We start from the raw sequence: 13,776 nt of genomic DNA on the forward strand, positions 1-13,776 counted from the left end.
CCGCGGCGCAGCGGCCTTGGGCGCGCCGTCCGAAGCGGCGCGCGGCGGGGTCACCCCCGGCAGGACGCCGGGGGTAAGGGCGAGCGGCGCGGGGGTCTGCGCCGCCAGGGCGTCCGCGCGCGCCTTCGCCGCGCGGTCCAGGGCGGCCAGCGTCTTAGCGGCCGCCAGCGCCTCGCCCGCGGCCGCAGCGCGGGCCGCGAGGGTCTCCCGCCGCTTGGCCACAAGCGGCGGAAGCCCGGCGAGCGCTTCGTCCGCGAAGCTTAGCGCGGACTTGCGCGCGGCGGCGCGGATATCCGCCGCCAGTCTCTGGCAGAGGTTCAGCAGCCCTCCGCCCGAGGAAGGCGAGCCCGGCGGCACGGCAGCCGCCACCGCGTCCTTGTCCCAGACGGGCAGCGGCGCCTCCCGGGCCGCCTCCGCCGCTTCAGGGAGTCCTGTCTCTGCCGTCCATTCCGCAAGCAGTGCCCGCACATGCCAGTCCAGCGCCGCCCGTGTCGTCTCTGACCAGTCCGCGGCAAGCTCTTCCAGCCGGCGCTCCCGTTCACGCTCCTTCTTGGCCGCTGACGGCAGCAGTCCGACACGGAAGCCCGGTCCCAGAGTCTCCGCGTACCGGCCCACCAGCTCGCGCAGAGCGGCCGGCATCAGATTGGCACTCTCCAGCAGAGTGTCCAGCCGCTGCCGCAGACGGCCGCGGGATTCGTCTTCAAGATTATCCAGCCGCTTCCCCTCTGCCTCAAGTTCAGCGGCCTCCTCTTGAAGCTCTGCCGCCGTTCTCCGGCCGGCCATCGATTCCAGGGGCTCCCGCTTCCCGGCTTCTTCCGATTGGAACCGTTCCTGCATGGCCTGAAACGTATGCTGGACCGACCGGGAGACGCTGTAAGCCAGCAGTTCCCGGCGTTCTTCCAGAAGCTTGGCAATCAGCGCCGGGAGCTCCCGCCACTGGCTGAGCGGGTGATCCTTTGGTTTCAGGGAAGTGGTCAGCAGACCGGCATAGCGGATGCCCCAGTCCTTGAAGGCGCTTTCCACTTGCTGCCGGTACAGCCCGGCGTCAATCTCGTTCGCCCGGTGTTTGTCGATCTGGTTCACGATCAGGTACAGCGGTTTGCCCCAATCGCTGAGACTTTTGGCAAAAGCCAAATTGTCTTCCGATTGGACATGGTTATAGTCCATACAGTAGAAGACGACATCCGCCAGATGCAGCGCCGAACGGGTCGCAGAGCGGTGTCCGTCGTCGGTGGAATCCACGCCTGGCGTATCCAGCAGAACGCCGTGCGCGCCCAGAAGCGGCACCTCAGCCCAGACCTCAATGGACTCGTACCGGCCGCCGTCCCGGCATAGCTCCGCCAGACGCTCCGGCGTCGTCTCGAACGGCTGGCCCTTGCCTTCCTGAAGCCTCGGATAGACCACCACCCGCGGCGATCCGCTGCGGATTGCGACGACATTGGCGCTCGTCGGAACCGGGCCCGCAGGCAGAACGGTGCTGCCGCAGAGCGCATTAATCAGGCTGGATTTGCCTGCCGAGAAATGGCCGCAGAACGCCAGTGTCAGCTCTCCGTCCGCCAGCTTACCCGCCAGGTCCCGAAAGATGTCCGCAGCCTCCGGATTCCCCTGCTCTTCGCTCCACTGCGCAAGCGATTTCAATGGTTCTTGTGCGCTGCTGTCCGTATGCTTCTCCACCCGTTCCGCTTCCATGGATTTGCTGCCACCTTTGCGATGAATTCAAGAGCCCCTTTAATATGAATCCATTTTATCACCAGATTGCCACAATTTAAAGCAGGAAAGCGCCGCTGTCCGCAATCCGGGCATTCTTTGAAGAAACCCAACGTCAAACAGCCGGACGGGGAATCCGTCCGGCTGTTTGACGCGGCCGCTGCTCAAAACGAGCGGCGCGGCCATCTGTTCGGGTATTACGCTCTCTGAATGAAAGAATCCGTCTAGGCAATCTCCAGCGCCGGAAGCAGAATCTCAAATACTTTGCCGTGCTGCAAAATCGTCAGACCACGGGTCTTGTCCTTCATGACCACCACTTCAGGCTTCTGGGCCATCCGTTCCAGGTAGTGCTCGGGCACGTCGCCGGAATGGCTGATCGTAATCCCTTCGACTTCCTGCTCTTCGTTCTCCTCCAGCGGGCTCTCCACAACGCGGTCGAAAATATCGGAGAACAGCTCAAAATTGTTCGTGTAGACCGAAATGCACTTCATTCCTATCCCATCCTCTTCTTCATCTCTAGCTTTTTGGGGCTTTCGCCTGTTTCTTAGTTTTGCTGATCTGCGCAGATTTCATACGCTTCTTGCCTTCCCGGCACACATCGAGAAGCGGACATACCTGACAGAGCGGATTCTGGGCTTTGCAGTGGTAACGGCCGAAGAAGATCAGCCGGTGATGGGTAAGCGTCCATTCCTCGCGGGGGACCGCCTTCATCAGCTTCTTCTCCACCTCCAGCACCGAGTCGCCGATGCCGGCCAGACCCAGCCGCTTGGCCACCCGCTCGACATGGGTATCCACGGCGATCGCCGGCACGCCGAAGGCATTCGAGACGACCACATTCGCGGTCTTCCGTCCTACGCCCGGCAGCGTCACCAGCTGGTCATGGCGTTCCGGTACTTCTCCCCCGTACTGCTCCATCAGAATCAGGCACAAATTCCGGATATGCTTCGCTTTGTTCCGGTACAGCCCGATGCGCCGTATATCCTGCTCCAGCTCTTCCAGCGGGACGGATACGTAATCCTGCGGAGTCTTGTACTTCCGGAACAGATCGGCCGTCACCTTGTTGACGGTAGCGTCCGTACACTGCGCCGAGAGCAGCACCGCAATCGTCAATTCAAACGCATTGGCATGATTGAGCTCGCAGTGGGCATCCGGGAACATTTCACCGATGGTGTCGAGAATGTATCGAACTGCCGAAGACTTCATAGCCTGTCCCTCTCCAAAACGAATGACTTCTCCGGCATGGCGGAAGATTCATTATACCGAACGCCTTACCGCCTGACAAGAAGTCCGGGGGCATCGTTCCGTCATTTTCGCCCGGCCTCAAAAAAAACGTCCTGACGCGAATCGCGGGATTCGCGCCAAGACGGCGTCTGCCAAGAAGCCACCATTATAATTTCACGATTTCAACAACGACATTGTCATTGAAATATAGCGTTATTTTATCATTTTCTTTCAAGGATTGCACGGATAAAGTCGTGTCGCCTTGGTGAATGTATACATTCGGACTTAGAATAAACTGATTCTTCTCATCCAGCGTACTCCGGGTGACCACAATCTGATTGGTGGAAGACTCGTACCAGGCCAGTGTGCGGCTCAGAGAAGCCAGCACCTGAACGGTCAGCTTGCCGTCGGCATCCTGGCGAATCACCGCCCGGTCCTCTGCGGTCAGCCCTGCAAGCGTGCTGCTTGCGGCGCCGGAACGCAGAACCTGTACCCCTTTGGAGGCATCCAGGACGCGAACCCGGCCGCCATACTCCTGCACCGTCAGCTTGGAGCCTGCCGTGTCCACCGCCGAGATGCGTCCGGTCGTCTGCAGCACCCGCTGGACCGAGACCGGCGATCCTCCGACAGCCGTAACATTGAGGAGGTCCCCGCTCTTCAGATCACCGATCTTAATCACAGTACCGTTCTCATCGGTCATCGGCACGGTCAGCGTATAGATGTCCAGAGTACCTGCCGGCGTGTTCACCTTCAATTTATTAGCAGCCGCATCCAGGAAGCTGATCGCGAACTGCTGCGTCGTCTTCACTTTCAGGGAAGTGACCGTCGACTGGTTCGGCGCCAGCGTTGCCGTTACCATAGCGCCGGTCGGCACATCCGCAACCGTCTTGTTGTTCTGGCCGAAGATCTCGACGGCGCCCGGATAAGGCAGCGTCAGCGTTCTGCCATCGCTCGTCTTGATTGCGATCGTCCGGGCCGTTGCCGAATAAGAAGTGAACGTTCCGTCGTACTGGCTGACGAACTCCAGCGACAGCAGACGCTGACCAATGGCGTTCAGGTTCAGCTTGCGGTCTTCCGTCAGCATCGGGCCGACCGTAGCCAGCGTCGGCGTGATTCCGAAGTTGGCGGAGAACTTGGTCTTGTCGTCCAGCTTCACGGCCTTGGCGTTGCCGGAAGCATCCAGAACGGTAAGCAGCTTGGTTGTATTGTTGTATCCGGCAACGGTAACGCCGTAGTACTGATCCATCTGCCGCTTGACTACCGAGATGCCGGTAACCTTGTTGGCCGAGTCCAGCGTCAGCTCCACCAGATCGCCGCCGGCCGCATCCGCCACCAGATCATCCAGCGACGGCGAGGTCACGCCCGGAATGGTCACAAGCGGCTTGTCCGCCAGCATTTTGACCTCCAGCGATCCGTCAGCCTTCTTATAGATCAGGGAATTGGACGTCTTCTCGGTCAGCGTACCTTGCAAGGAACGGTTCTTCAGATCCGTGGCTTCAACGGACGCAATTTTGCTGTTCTGAATTTTGTATTTGACCGCAGCGCCAACCGTCAGATCGGCTGGAGTCAGAATACTGTTCTGGTACGTGAAGAGCGTATCGGAAGTCCACGCGAAGGTCTCCTCGGCGCCCGTCGAAGCGGTGAATGTTAGGGTCTGTGCGGTCCGGTCGATGGCCTTCAGGACGCCGGTCGCCGTTTTGTTGACTACGCCCGAGGTAACGACCACTTTAATGATCTTGTTCTGTCCCGTATACTTCTCGCGCAGAAGCGTAACTGCGCTGTTCTCGGTAATGGCGGACGGCTCCACCGCATTGCCCGCCGCATCCGTGAACACCGCCGCATCGTCATAGCTGTACTCCGGATAACCGTCATCCGTCATGAGCCACAGCTTCTTCGTCCCTGCCGAAATCCGGGCCAGCTTTCCCTGAAGGGTCTCGATCTGCGGAGTCGTATCCGTGACTTCAATGTAGGAAGCGACGGTTCCGCTGGCGATCACCGTTGCTCTGGTGTAAGGCTGAAGCTCGGTCAGAGCGATTGCGGTTTCGGAACCCGCCTTGAAATATCCCGTGCCGGACGACAAGGTGTATACGGTCTTGGCTGCCCCGTTATAGAGCGTCAGGCGGCCGTCTTTGATCTCCAGGATTGTTCCGCTTGCCGTATTGGCATAAGCCACGGTGGAGTACGCCTCCGCCCGGCTGAAGAAGGTGGCGAGCTGCGCCCGGGTCACTTCCCCCTTCGGACTGAAGAGGTTGCCGTTCAGACCGGTTGCCAGGCCAAGATCAACCGCTGTGTTTATGTATCCCCGCTTGTCGGCAGAAATTTTCGCATCATCCGCAAAACCTGAATTCTCTCCCGAAGCGGCCTGCGCATCGCCGCTCTTGCCGAGCGAACGGATCAGCAGCTCCGCGATCCATTCCCGGCTTGCCGGGCGCATTCCCCATGCCGTCTTGCCTGCTGCCTCTGCGGCCACTTCGGCCTTGTCCAGCAGGTTCATCTGAAAGGCAAGAATAACGTAAGGCTTGTAATAATTGGACACTTCGATGCCCCCAGGCAGTGCGGTGTCCACTGTGCCCGCAGCGGCCTTCGTATCAGCGCCCATAAACCGAAGCGCCATCAGAACCGCTTCCTGCTGGGTAACGGAATCGCCGGGACGGAACTTGCCGTTGTTCCCGATAATAATGCCCTGTCCGGCGAGCTTGTAGATATGCTTCTCGGCCCAAAAGCCTTTTGCTACATCGCTGAAGAATCCGGCTGCCGAAGGTGTGGCGGAGGCGGCGGGTGCAGCGGTAGCTGCGGGTGCAGCGGTAGCTGCGGGTGCAGCGGTTGCGGTTGGCTTGGCCGTGGCTGCGGGTGCAGCGGTGGCGGTCGGTTTGGCCGTAGCTGCGGGTGCAGCGGTGACGGTCGGCTTGGCCGTAGCTGCCGGGGCAGCGGTGGCGGTCGGTTTGGCCGTAGCTGCGGGTGCAGCGGTGGCGGTCGGTTTGGCCGTAGCTGCGGGTGCAGCGGTGGCACTCGGCTTGGCTGTGGCTGCCGGGGCAGCCGCTGCGGCCAGGGACGATGAAGCGGACGCTGCCAGTGCAGAGGCGCCCCCTCCCAGCGTCATGGCGCCTGCAAGCAGCGCCGCCACGGTCTTGGAAGCAAGACGGCTTCCGGCTGATGCTGCGGCATTCGGCTCTACATGAGACTCTGTATGATTTCGGTTGAACAAACGCATGATTCCCCTCTCTGCATGGTTCTCCTGAAGATCTGATTTGATTTCAAGCGGCCCCTGCGGCCGGATGGATACCCATTCGCCACAGGATGCGCTTATTCCTGCGAAGGCGCCGAATTGGCCCGGGTGAACGGATAGAGCAGATCGACATGGCCCATCAGGCTCTCTGTCTGCTCACCGTCTACCAGCACTTCGATATTCTGGACTTCCGTGAACTGGAACATCGTGGAAGTCAGCGCCTGAATGGCAAATGACTCGCCGCCAGCTCCGAGCTGCGCTTCCTGCGGCTTATGGATGTCCAGAGTCAGCAATCCGTTGGTGAAGGTGACCGACTTCAGTTCAATGCGTTCCCACAGCGGCACGAGATCCGGATTGTCGCTGGTCTGCAGCGCCCGGAACGCTTCGCGGTATTTGTCGGCGGCCTCGTCTTTGAACGAAATCTTCGCCTTTGCCGGGACAAGATCCATCTGTTCGGCATCGGTGTAATACACATTGATTTCGCGGCTCTGCTTCTCTTCCGTATCCGCCGGCGAAGACGAAGTTGCAGCAGGGGCCTGCGTCGCTTCTGCGGCGGCGGAAGCGGAAGCAGATGGGGACGGTGCGGCCGTCGCCGACGGCGCAGGGCTGGCCGCGCTCCCCTCCGCCTGCACGGCAGGCGATGCGGAAGCGGCCGACGGCGCGGCGGCCGGCTTCGATCCGCAGCCGGCAAGGAGAACCGCCAAGGTCATTCCGGCAGCGGCAATGGGCAATACTTTTTTCATCATAATCATAACGCCTCCCTATTGAACGAAGACCGTCCGCTCCATAAAGCGGGAGAATCTCCCGTATCAGAACGGCCCGGTCCGGCTCTTTATTTGAACTTGTAGAAGTGTCTTATTTCATACCCAGATATTCTTTGACGCCTTTGACTATGGCAGCCGCCACCCGGTTCTGAAGATCCTCCGTGAACAGCAGGGCCTCGTCGTTCTTATTGCTCAAGTACCCGACTTCCAGCAGAATAGCCGGCATCGTCGTCTCCCGGATGACATGGAAATTGCCATACTGCACGCCCCTGTCCTTGAGGCCGGTCGCCTCGACCAGGTACTTGTGCATAACGCCGGCAAAATCCTTGCTGGCTCCCGAACGCTTGTAGTACGTCTCGGTTCCGCTTGCCGCGGAAGAAGAGCTGCTATTGGCATGGACCGAGATGAAGAGATCGGCATTCAGATTCTCCGCAATTGCAACCCGTTCCTTCAATTCAAGGAAGGTATCATTGCTGCGGGTCGTCACCACATCGATATTGGCCTCCTTGCGAAGAAGCTCGGCGGCCTTGAGCACAACGGCCAGATTGAAATTCTTCTCGTATTTGCCCGTAATTCCGACCGCTCCCGAATCCTTCGCTCCGTGCCCGGCGTCCAGAACGATAACCTTGCGTCCGTCGCTGCCCGGCAGGACTCCTCCCCCGCTGTCTCCGGCGGACGGGACGCTCGCGTTCAGATTGACGACCGCCAGCCGGGAAGCGGAGTCCCCGGTCGTTTCGACGGCGAAGCTCTTCGAGCTTCCGGTCAAATCAATAACGAACCGGACCGTGTAAGGGTTGCTGCTGTAGAGCGAATAACGGACCTGCTTGACGTCGGGATAGCCGTCGACCGCAAGCGTTCCGACCAGCTCCGGCTTGAGCTGCTGGCCTGTGATGAACGAATCGGAGAACGTCGCGTTGGGAATGTCGATGATGATCTTGCCTGTCATCGTCGAGGTGACCGGCTTCGCGTCCCCGCTCATGGCAATCATGAACATATTGTCGCTGAAGCTGATGCCGTTGATCTGGCTTAGACCCGCCGTTGTGCCGGCCGGTGGAGACGTTACCGTTCCGCCGCTGGCGGCACCGGATGCGTCCCCGCCCGAAGTTCCGCCTGTGCTGCCGGACGGTCCGGTTACCGGGGCGGAATTCGGGGTAATAAGAGATACGATCTTCTGGGTGTTGTCCCAATTGACGGAGACGCCGAACTGTTCGCTGATGAAGCGGATCGGAACCAGCGTCGTGTAATTCTTCATATAGGGAACCTGGCTAAGCTCCAGCGACTTGCCGTCTACCGAGGCGGTCTTCTGGCCGACGACCAGCTTCAGTTCCTGGCTCTGTTGGGTAATCGTTACGGTCTGGGAAGCTTGATTCCAATCGACCTTGTACCCCAGATTCTCGCTTATCATACGCAGCGGAACCATAATGGTTCCCTTCACATTCTCAACCGGGACCGATTGCCCGGCCGTCACATCCGTTCCGTCGAGGATGATCTTGTTGTTTCCAGCGGCGGCATGCCCTTCCCGGGGCCATACCAGTACGAACAGAAGCAGCAGCAGTATAAAACCGAATTTCTTCATCTTTCACCTCTAAGACTCTAGTATTCCGCCCTGGAATTGGCGTTGTTGGGGCTTCCTGCGACGACCTTTGACATCTATTAGACGCCTTTCTTCCGCAAAAGTTGCGAATATCTCCCATTTCATTTGGCAGGTTCCGGCATCTTTTCTATTCTTATATTCGTCATCGGACTCCGCAGATTGAATGGTTGTCCGCAAAATAAAAACAGCCTTTCCGATAACCGGATTGTTCCGGCATCTATCGGAGAGGCTGTTTCTGCTGGCGATCAGGCCCGGGCGAACAGAGTATCGGCATTCCGCTGCTCGTAAGCGGCGATCTCATCCTCATGCTTCAGCGTGAGGCCGATATCGTCCAATCCCTGCAGCAGGAACTGGCGGCGGTGCTCGTCCAGATCAAAGTCGATGCGGAGTCCCGCTTCGTCGGTAATTGTCTTGTTCTCCAGGTCAACCGTCAGCGCATAGCCTTCGTGTGCAGCCGTCCGCTGGAACAAGTCTTCTACCTGCTCTTCGGACAGACGGATTGGAAGAATTCCGTTCTTGAAGCAGTTATTGTAGAAGATATCGGCGAACGAAGGCGCGATAACTACCTTGAAGCCGTAATCCAGGATGGCCCAGGGCGCATGCTCCCGGGAGGAGCCGCAGCCAAAGTTCGCCCGCGAGATCAGCACCGAAGCGCCTTGGTAACGCGGCTTGTTCGGCTCGAAGTTCTCATTGACCCGCCCTTCCTCGTCGAAGCGCCATTCGTAGAACAGGAACTGGCCAAAACCTGTGCGTTCGATTCGTTTCAGAAACTGCTTCGGAATGATAGCGTCTGTATCTACATTGACCCGGTCCACCGGGGCGACAATTCCTGTCCATTTCTTAAAAGCTTCCATATTCGATTCCCTCCGCTCTCTTCTTAAACGCCAACGGCTTCCGTCTTGTAGTTCCAATCCCGCACATCGGTGAACCGGCCGGTAATCGCCGCCGCCGCTGCCATTGCCGGCGACACCAGATGCGTGCGTCCGCCGCGTCCCTGCCGTCCTTCAAAATTGCGGTTGGACGTCGAGGCGCAGCGCTGTCCCGGCTGAAGCACATCGGGGTTCATCGCCAGGCACATGCTGCAGCCCGCTTCGCGCCATTCAAATCCGGCTTCCTTGAAGATCACATCCAGCCCTTCCTTCTCGGCCTGCATCTTCACTCGTCCCGAGCCTGGCACGACGATGGCCGTAACCTTGCCGGATACCTTGTGGCCCTGGGCCACCTTCGCCGCCGCCCGCAGATCCTCGATGCGCCCGTTCGTGCAGGAGCCGATGAACACATAGTCGATCTCGATCTCCGACATCGGCGTGCCGGGAGTCAGCGCCATATATTCCAGTGCCTTCTCGGCCGCCTTCCGCTCGTTCTCGGTCGCGAAATCGGCCGGATTCGGCACGGAGGAATTGATATCGGTGCCCATGCCCGGGCTTGTTCCCCAGGTTACCTGCGGAATCAGCGATTCCACATCGAATTCAACCACGGTATCGAACTCGGCGCCTTCATCGGTCACGAGCGCTTTCCAGCGTTCTACAGCGGCGTCGAGCTCGGCGCCCTGCGGCACATACTGGCGGCCGCGGAGATACTCGAACGTCGTCTCGTCCGGAGCAATCATCCCCGCCCGGGCTCCGCCCTCGATGGACATGTTGCAGACCGTCATGCGTTCTTCCATCGACAGCTCGCGAATCGCTTCTCCGGTATACTCAATGACATAGCCTGTGGCAAAATCGGTGCCGTACTTGGCAATTACGCCGAGGATCATATCCTTGGCCGTCACGCCCGGGTTGCGTCTGCCGACGAACCGGACTTCCATCGTCTTCGCCTTGGCCTGCTGGAGACACTGCGTCGCCAGCACGTGTTCGACTTCGCTTGTTCCGATGCCGAAAGCCAGAGCGCCGAAGGCGCCGTGCGTGGAGGTGTGGCTGTCGCCGCAGACAATGGTTTTGCCGGGATGGGTGAGTCCGATCTCCGGTCCCATGACGTGCACGACCCCTTGGTCGATGTCGTCAAGGTCGAACAGCCGGACGCCGAAGTCGGCGCAGTTCTTGGACAGCGTATCAATCTGCTGCTTGGAGATCGGGTCCTTGATATTGTAACGGTCCTGGGTCGGCACGTTATGGTCCATAGTAGCGAAGGTCAGCTCCGGACGGCGCACCTTGCGCCCGCTGAGACGCAGGCCCTCAAACGCTTGGGGAGAGGTCACTTCGTGTACGAGATGAAGATCGATATACAGAATGCTCGGCTTGCCCTCTTCCGAATGAATCACGTGGTTGTTCCAAATCTTCTCAAACATTGTCTTCTTGCCCATGTTCTCACCTCGTCGGTTTAATCGTTCGTCTGAAGAGAGCGTGGAGTCTCTCTTGAATGGTTTAAATATAACACGGGCTGCTTTATAATACTAAGATATAATAGCTATAGAAGTTATAAGTTGAACCTATAACAGAAGGGATGTTCTTCCATGGAGCTTCGCCAATTGCAATACGCGCTGCAGATTGCAGCCGAGCGCAATTTCTCCCGGGCCGCCGAGAAGCTGCACATCGCCCAGCCCTCGCTCAGCCAGCAGCTCTCCAAGCTGGAGAAGGAGCTTGGCGTTCTGTTGTTCCAGCGCAACACCAGCACCGTCGAGCTTACGCACGCCGGAGCCCGGTTCGTCGAACAGGCCCAGCACATCATCGATGCCGTTGAATTGCTCCGTCAGGAGATGTCGGATATCTCCCAGCTCCGGACCGGCCATGTCGTCGTCGGCAGCATGCCGATTACCGGCGCCCACCTCCTGCCCCATGTGCTTCCTGTCTTCCAGAAGAAATATCCCGAAGTCGAGATTACCCTGCTGGAAGACTCCTCCATGAATCTGGAAAAGCTTACTGCCGTCGGACAGACCGACCTCAGCCTGCTGTCTCTCCCGATCGAGAGCCCGGCTCTGTCCTGCCGTGTGATCGGGGAGGAGCGAATTGATCTGGCCGTTCCCCCCGGCCATCCGCTGGCGGAGCGGGCCGCGGCCGGGCAGCGGACTTCGCTGTCCGAGCTGAAGGATGATCCTTTTATTGTGCTGAAGGAAGGCCAGGGCTTCCGCAAAATGACGATCCAGCTCTGCGGCGAGGCCGGCTTCGAGCCGCGGGTGGTTTTTGAGAGCAGCAATATGGAGACCGTCCAGTCGCTCGTTGCCGCCGGCATGGGCGTTACGCTCGTTCCCCGCTTCATTGCCAGAGCGCCGCGCGGCGAGTTCGTTCCGGTCTATCTGCCGCTGGCCGAACCGGTACCGAGCCGGACGCTCGTATTCGCCTACCGCAAAGGACGCTATCTGTCCGTCGCTGCCGAAGCGTTCATCCAGACCTTCCAGGCGACCGTGGCAGAGCTTGCAGGGGAATAGTCCTCCCTGATTCCGCGCACAAGTTCCGGCTGCAACGCAAAACGCCTTTCCGTGATCGGAAAGGCGCAGGGCGAACGCTTCATTTCTTCCTTATTTACGCAGATTGTGCTGCGAGATCAGGCGGTTCTGATTGTCGGGCAGGCGGGCGGTATCTTCGTTGACCGGTCCCGGCGCTGCGGGCTCTCCCGTCCGGTTCTCCAGAAAATCGCGGGTTGCTTCGATCTGGGCTTCCTGGGTGTTCTCCGGTTCCTTTGACATGGTGTGCCACCTCCAGGTATGGGATACTCTTATTTTACCCGTCTTCGTCAGGAATAAACGGCCATTTGCACAGGCCGCATTCGCTTCTCCGGCAATCGGCACTTGGCAAATTCCTCTTCGCCGTGGTATTCTGTATGGCAAATGATACACGTGAAGACGGGACCAGTACGAGCGTTACCCGGCTGCGCCAGAGAGTAAATTCCATGGGCTGAGAGAATTTACCGCGGCTACCGCTCCGAATCCTACCCCTGAACGGCCTGCCCAAAACAGGACGGCACCTCCCGTTACGAGGCCATAAGCCGGATGATCCCTCATCAATGAAGGTGGTACCGCGGAAGTCGACCAAGCTTTCGTCCTTTGCACAGTCTCAGGATGGGGGCTTTTTTGTATTCTTTTGTTGAAGGAAGTGACTCGGATGTCGAACCGAATTGTCGTCAAAATCGGGAGCAGCTCCCTCACCGCGCCGGAGGGCGGCCTCAGCCGTCCGGCCGTAGCCTATTTCGCGGCCGAGCTGGCCGCGCTGCGCCGCCGCGGCGACGAGGTGCTGCTGGTCACCTCGGGAGCCGTAGCCGCCGGCTTCCGCAGCATCGGCTACGCTTCGCGGCCGAAGCTGCTGCATGAGAAGCAGGCCGCCGCGGCCGTCGGCCAGGCCCTGCTGATGCAGGCGTATCAGCAGGCACTGGCCGAGCATGGCCTGACGGCCGCCCAGATTTTGCTGACGCGCACCGATTTCTGCAGCCGCCGGGCAATGAACAACGCCGTGATGACGGTGGAAGAGCTGCTGCGGCAAGGGGCCATCCCCATCTTTAATGAGAATGACACCGTCTCGGTCGACGAGCTGAAATTCGGCGACAACGATACGCTGTCGGCGCTCGTCGCCAACCTGCTGAAGGCGTCCCGCCTGCTCGTCCTCACGGACACGGACGGGCTCTACAGTGCCGACCCGCGCAAGAATCCCGATGCGGTCCGCATGCGCGAGGTCGAAGAGATTACGCCTGAAATCTATGCCATTGCGGGCGGGGCCGGGTCGGCGGTCGGCACCGGCGGCATGCGCTCCAAGATTGACGCCGCCAAAATCGCCACGCGCGGCGGCGTCCCGGTCTTTGTCGGGCGCGCGACGGAGCCCGGCGACATTGCACGAGCTGCGGACGGGGAAGGCCGAGGAACGTATTTTGCCACAACACTCTCCGCGCTCCCGGTGAAGAAGCAGTGGCTCGGCTTCATGTCCATGCCGCTTGGTACGCTCACCGTAGATGCGGGCGCGGCCGAAGCGCTGCTGCACGGTGGACACAGCCTGCTTCCGGTAGGAGTCCGCGAGATACAGGGCAGCTTCCACGCCGGGGATGTAGTCGAAGTGCTTGGGCCGGACAACTCCCTGCTGGGCCGGGGCATCGTCAATTATGACGACGCCCAGCTTCGGACGATCAGAGGACTGGGCAGCGGAGAAGCCGTCGCCCGGCTGGGCGAGATTCACCGGCTGGAAGTGATCCACCGGGACGAATGGATCACGCTGAAATAGGCGTGAACTTGGCTAACCAAACTTAGCCTATGCTTCCGGTGCAAGTTTTGCCGACCCTTATTCATAGAAGTGAATCCTAACAAAACTTAGCTTATGCTTTCGATGCAAGTTTTGCCGACCCTT

At 59.5% G+C, this 13,776-nt stretch carries 11 protein-coding genes; 2 read left to right on the forward strand and 9 right to left on the reverse strand.

Annotated features, from left to right (window positions below; all coding sequences use genetic code 11):
- From RBI05_RS02985 to leuC, 8 genes are all read right to left on the reverse strand, one after another.
- The coding region (locus RBI05_RS02985; RefSeq protein WP_310550080.1) for a dynamin family protein at nt 1-1,689 on the reverse strand (1,689 nt) is incomplete at its 3' end.
- Between the two features lie 242 nt (nt 1,690-1,931).
- The gene (locus RBI05_RS02990) at nt 1,932-2,198 is read right to left on the reverse strand and encodes an NAD/NADP transhydrogenase alpha subunit (RefSeq protein WP_150457125.1); all 267 of its coding nucleotides are present in this window, start codon (nt 2,196-2,198) and stop codon (nt 1,932-1,934) included.
- A 25-nt stretch (nt 2,199-2,223) separates the two neighbouring features.
- Entirely contained in the window at nt 2,224-2,910 is a 687-nt protein-coding gene (gene nth, locus RBI05_RS02995; RefSeq protein ID WP_310550081.1) for an endonuclease III, read from the reverse strand.
- A gap of 184 nt (nt 2,911-3,094) precedes the next feature.
- Complete coding sequence (locus RBI05_RS03000; protein WP_310550082.1) at nt 3,095-6,139, reverse strand: S-layer homology domain-containing protein; 3,045 nt, start codon at nt 6,137-6,139, stop codon at nt 3,095-3,097.
- Between the two features lie 92 nt (nt 6,140-6,231).
- Entirely contained in the window at nt 6,232-6,900 is a 669-nt protein-coding gene (locus tag RBI05_RS03005) for a GerMN domain-containing protein (protein ID WP_150457122.1), read from the reverse strand.
- Nucleotides 6,901-7,009: 109 nt separating this feature from the next.
- Nucleotides 7,010-8,494 (reverse strand): N-acetylmuramoyl-L-alanine amidase, encoded by a 1,485-nt coding sequence (locus RBI05_RS03010; RefSeq protein WP_310550083.1) that lies wholly within the window; start codon nt 8,492-8,494, stop codon nt 7,010-7,012.
- 263 nt (nt 8,495-8,757) lie between these two features.
- Complete coding sequence (gene leuD, locus RBI05_RS03015) at nt 8,758-9,366, reverse strand: 3-isopropylmalate dehydratase small subunit (protein WP_150457120.1); 609 nt, start codon at nt 9,364-9,366, stop codon at nt 8,758-8,760.
- A 23-nt stretch (nt 9,367-9,389) separates the two neighbouring features.
- Nucleotides 9,390-10,814 (reverse strand): 3-isopropylmalate dehydratase large subunit, encoded by a 1,425-nt coding sequence (gene leuC, locus RBI05_RS03020; RefSeq protein ID WP_310550084.1) that lies wholly within the window; start codon nt 10,812-10,814, stop codon nt 9,390-9,392.
- Nucleotides 10,815-10,964: 150 nt separating this feature from the next.
- Here leuC and RBI05_RS03025 point away from each other — a divergent pair, with 150 nt between their 5' ends.
- Nucleotides 10,965-11,876, forward strand: coding sequence for a LysR family transcriptional regulator (locus tag RBI05_RS03025; RefSeq protein ID WP_310550085.1), 912 nt, complete (start codon nt 10,965-10,967; stop codon nt 11,874-11,876).
- Nucleotides 11,877-11,966: 90 nt separating this feature from the next.
- Here the strand turns inward: RBI05_RS03025 and RBI05_RS03030 are convergent, their stop codons facing one another.
- Nucleotides 11,967-12,134 (reverse strand): hypothetical protein, encoded by a 168-nt coding sequence (locus RBI05_RS03030; RefSeq protein WP_191089477.1) that lies wholly within the window; start codon nt 12,132-12,134, stop codon nt 11,967-11,969.
- A 415-nt stretch (nt 12,135-12,549) separates the two neighbouring features.
- Here RBI05_RS03030 and proB point away from each other — a divergent pair, with 415 nt between their 5' ends.
- Nucleotides 12,550-13,653 (forward strand): glutamate 5-kinase, encoded by a 1,104-nt coding sequence (gene proB / locus RBI05_RS03035; protein ID WP_310550086.1) that lies wholly within the window; start codon nt 12,550-12,552, stop codon nt 13,651-13,653.
- Nucleotides 13,654-13,776 lie beyond the last annotated feature (123 nt).

Origin of the sequence: Paenibacillus glufosinatiresistens (assembly GCF_031470375.1) — a bacterium.
In the GTDB taxonomy this organism is placed as follows: domain Bacteria; phylum Bacillota; class Bacilli; order Paenibacillales; family Paenibacillaceae; genus Paenibacillus_AQ; species Paenibacillus_AQ glufosinatiresistens.

Bases quoted from the DNA above. Each gene is read 5' to 3' on its own strand.
- RBI05_RS02990 (WP_150457125.1), bottom strand. From the start codon at position 2,198: ATGAAGTGCATTTCGGTCTACACGAACAATTTTGAGCTGTTCTCCGAT.
- nth (WP_310550081.1), bottom strand. From the start codon at position 2,910: ATGAAGTCTTCGGCAGTTCGATACATTCTCGACACCATCGGTGAAATG.
- RBI05_RS03000 (WP_310550082.1), bottom strand. From the start codon at position 6,139: ATGCGTTTGTTCAACCGAAATCATACAGAGTCTCATGTAGAGCCGAAT.
- RBI05_RS03005 (WP_150457122.1), bottom strand. From the start codon at position 6,900: ATGATGAAAAAAGTATTGCCCATTGCCGCTGCCGGAATGACCTTGGCG.
- RBI05_RS03010 (WP_310550083.1), bottom strand. From the start codon at position 8,494: ATGAAGAAATTCGGTTTTATACTGCTGCTGCTTCTGTTCGTACTGGTA.
- leuD (WP_150457120.1), bottom strand. From the start codon at position 9,366: ATGGAAGCTTTTAAGAAATGGACAGGAATTGTCGCCCCGGTGGACCGG.
- leuC (WP_310550084.1), bottom strand. From the start codon at position 10,814: ATGGGCAAGAAGACAATGTTTGAGAAGATTTGGAACAACCACGTGATT.
- RBI05_RS03025 (WP_310550085.1), top strand. From the start codon at position 10,965: ATGGAGCTTCGCCAATTGCAATACGCGCTGCAGATTGCAGCCGAGCGC.
- RBI05_RS03030 (WP_191089477.1), bottom strand. From the start codon at position 12,134: ATGTCAAAGGAACCGGAGAACACCCAGGAAGCCCAGATCGAAGCAACC.
- proB (WP_310550086.1), top strand. From the start codon at position 12,550: ATGTCGAACCGAATTGTCGTCAAAATCGGGAGCAGCTCCCTCACCGCG.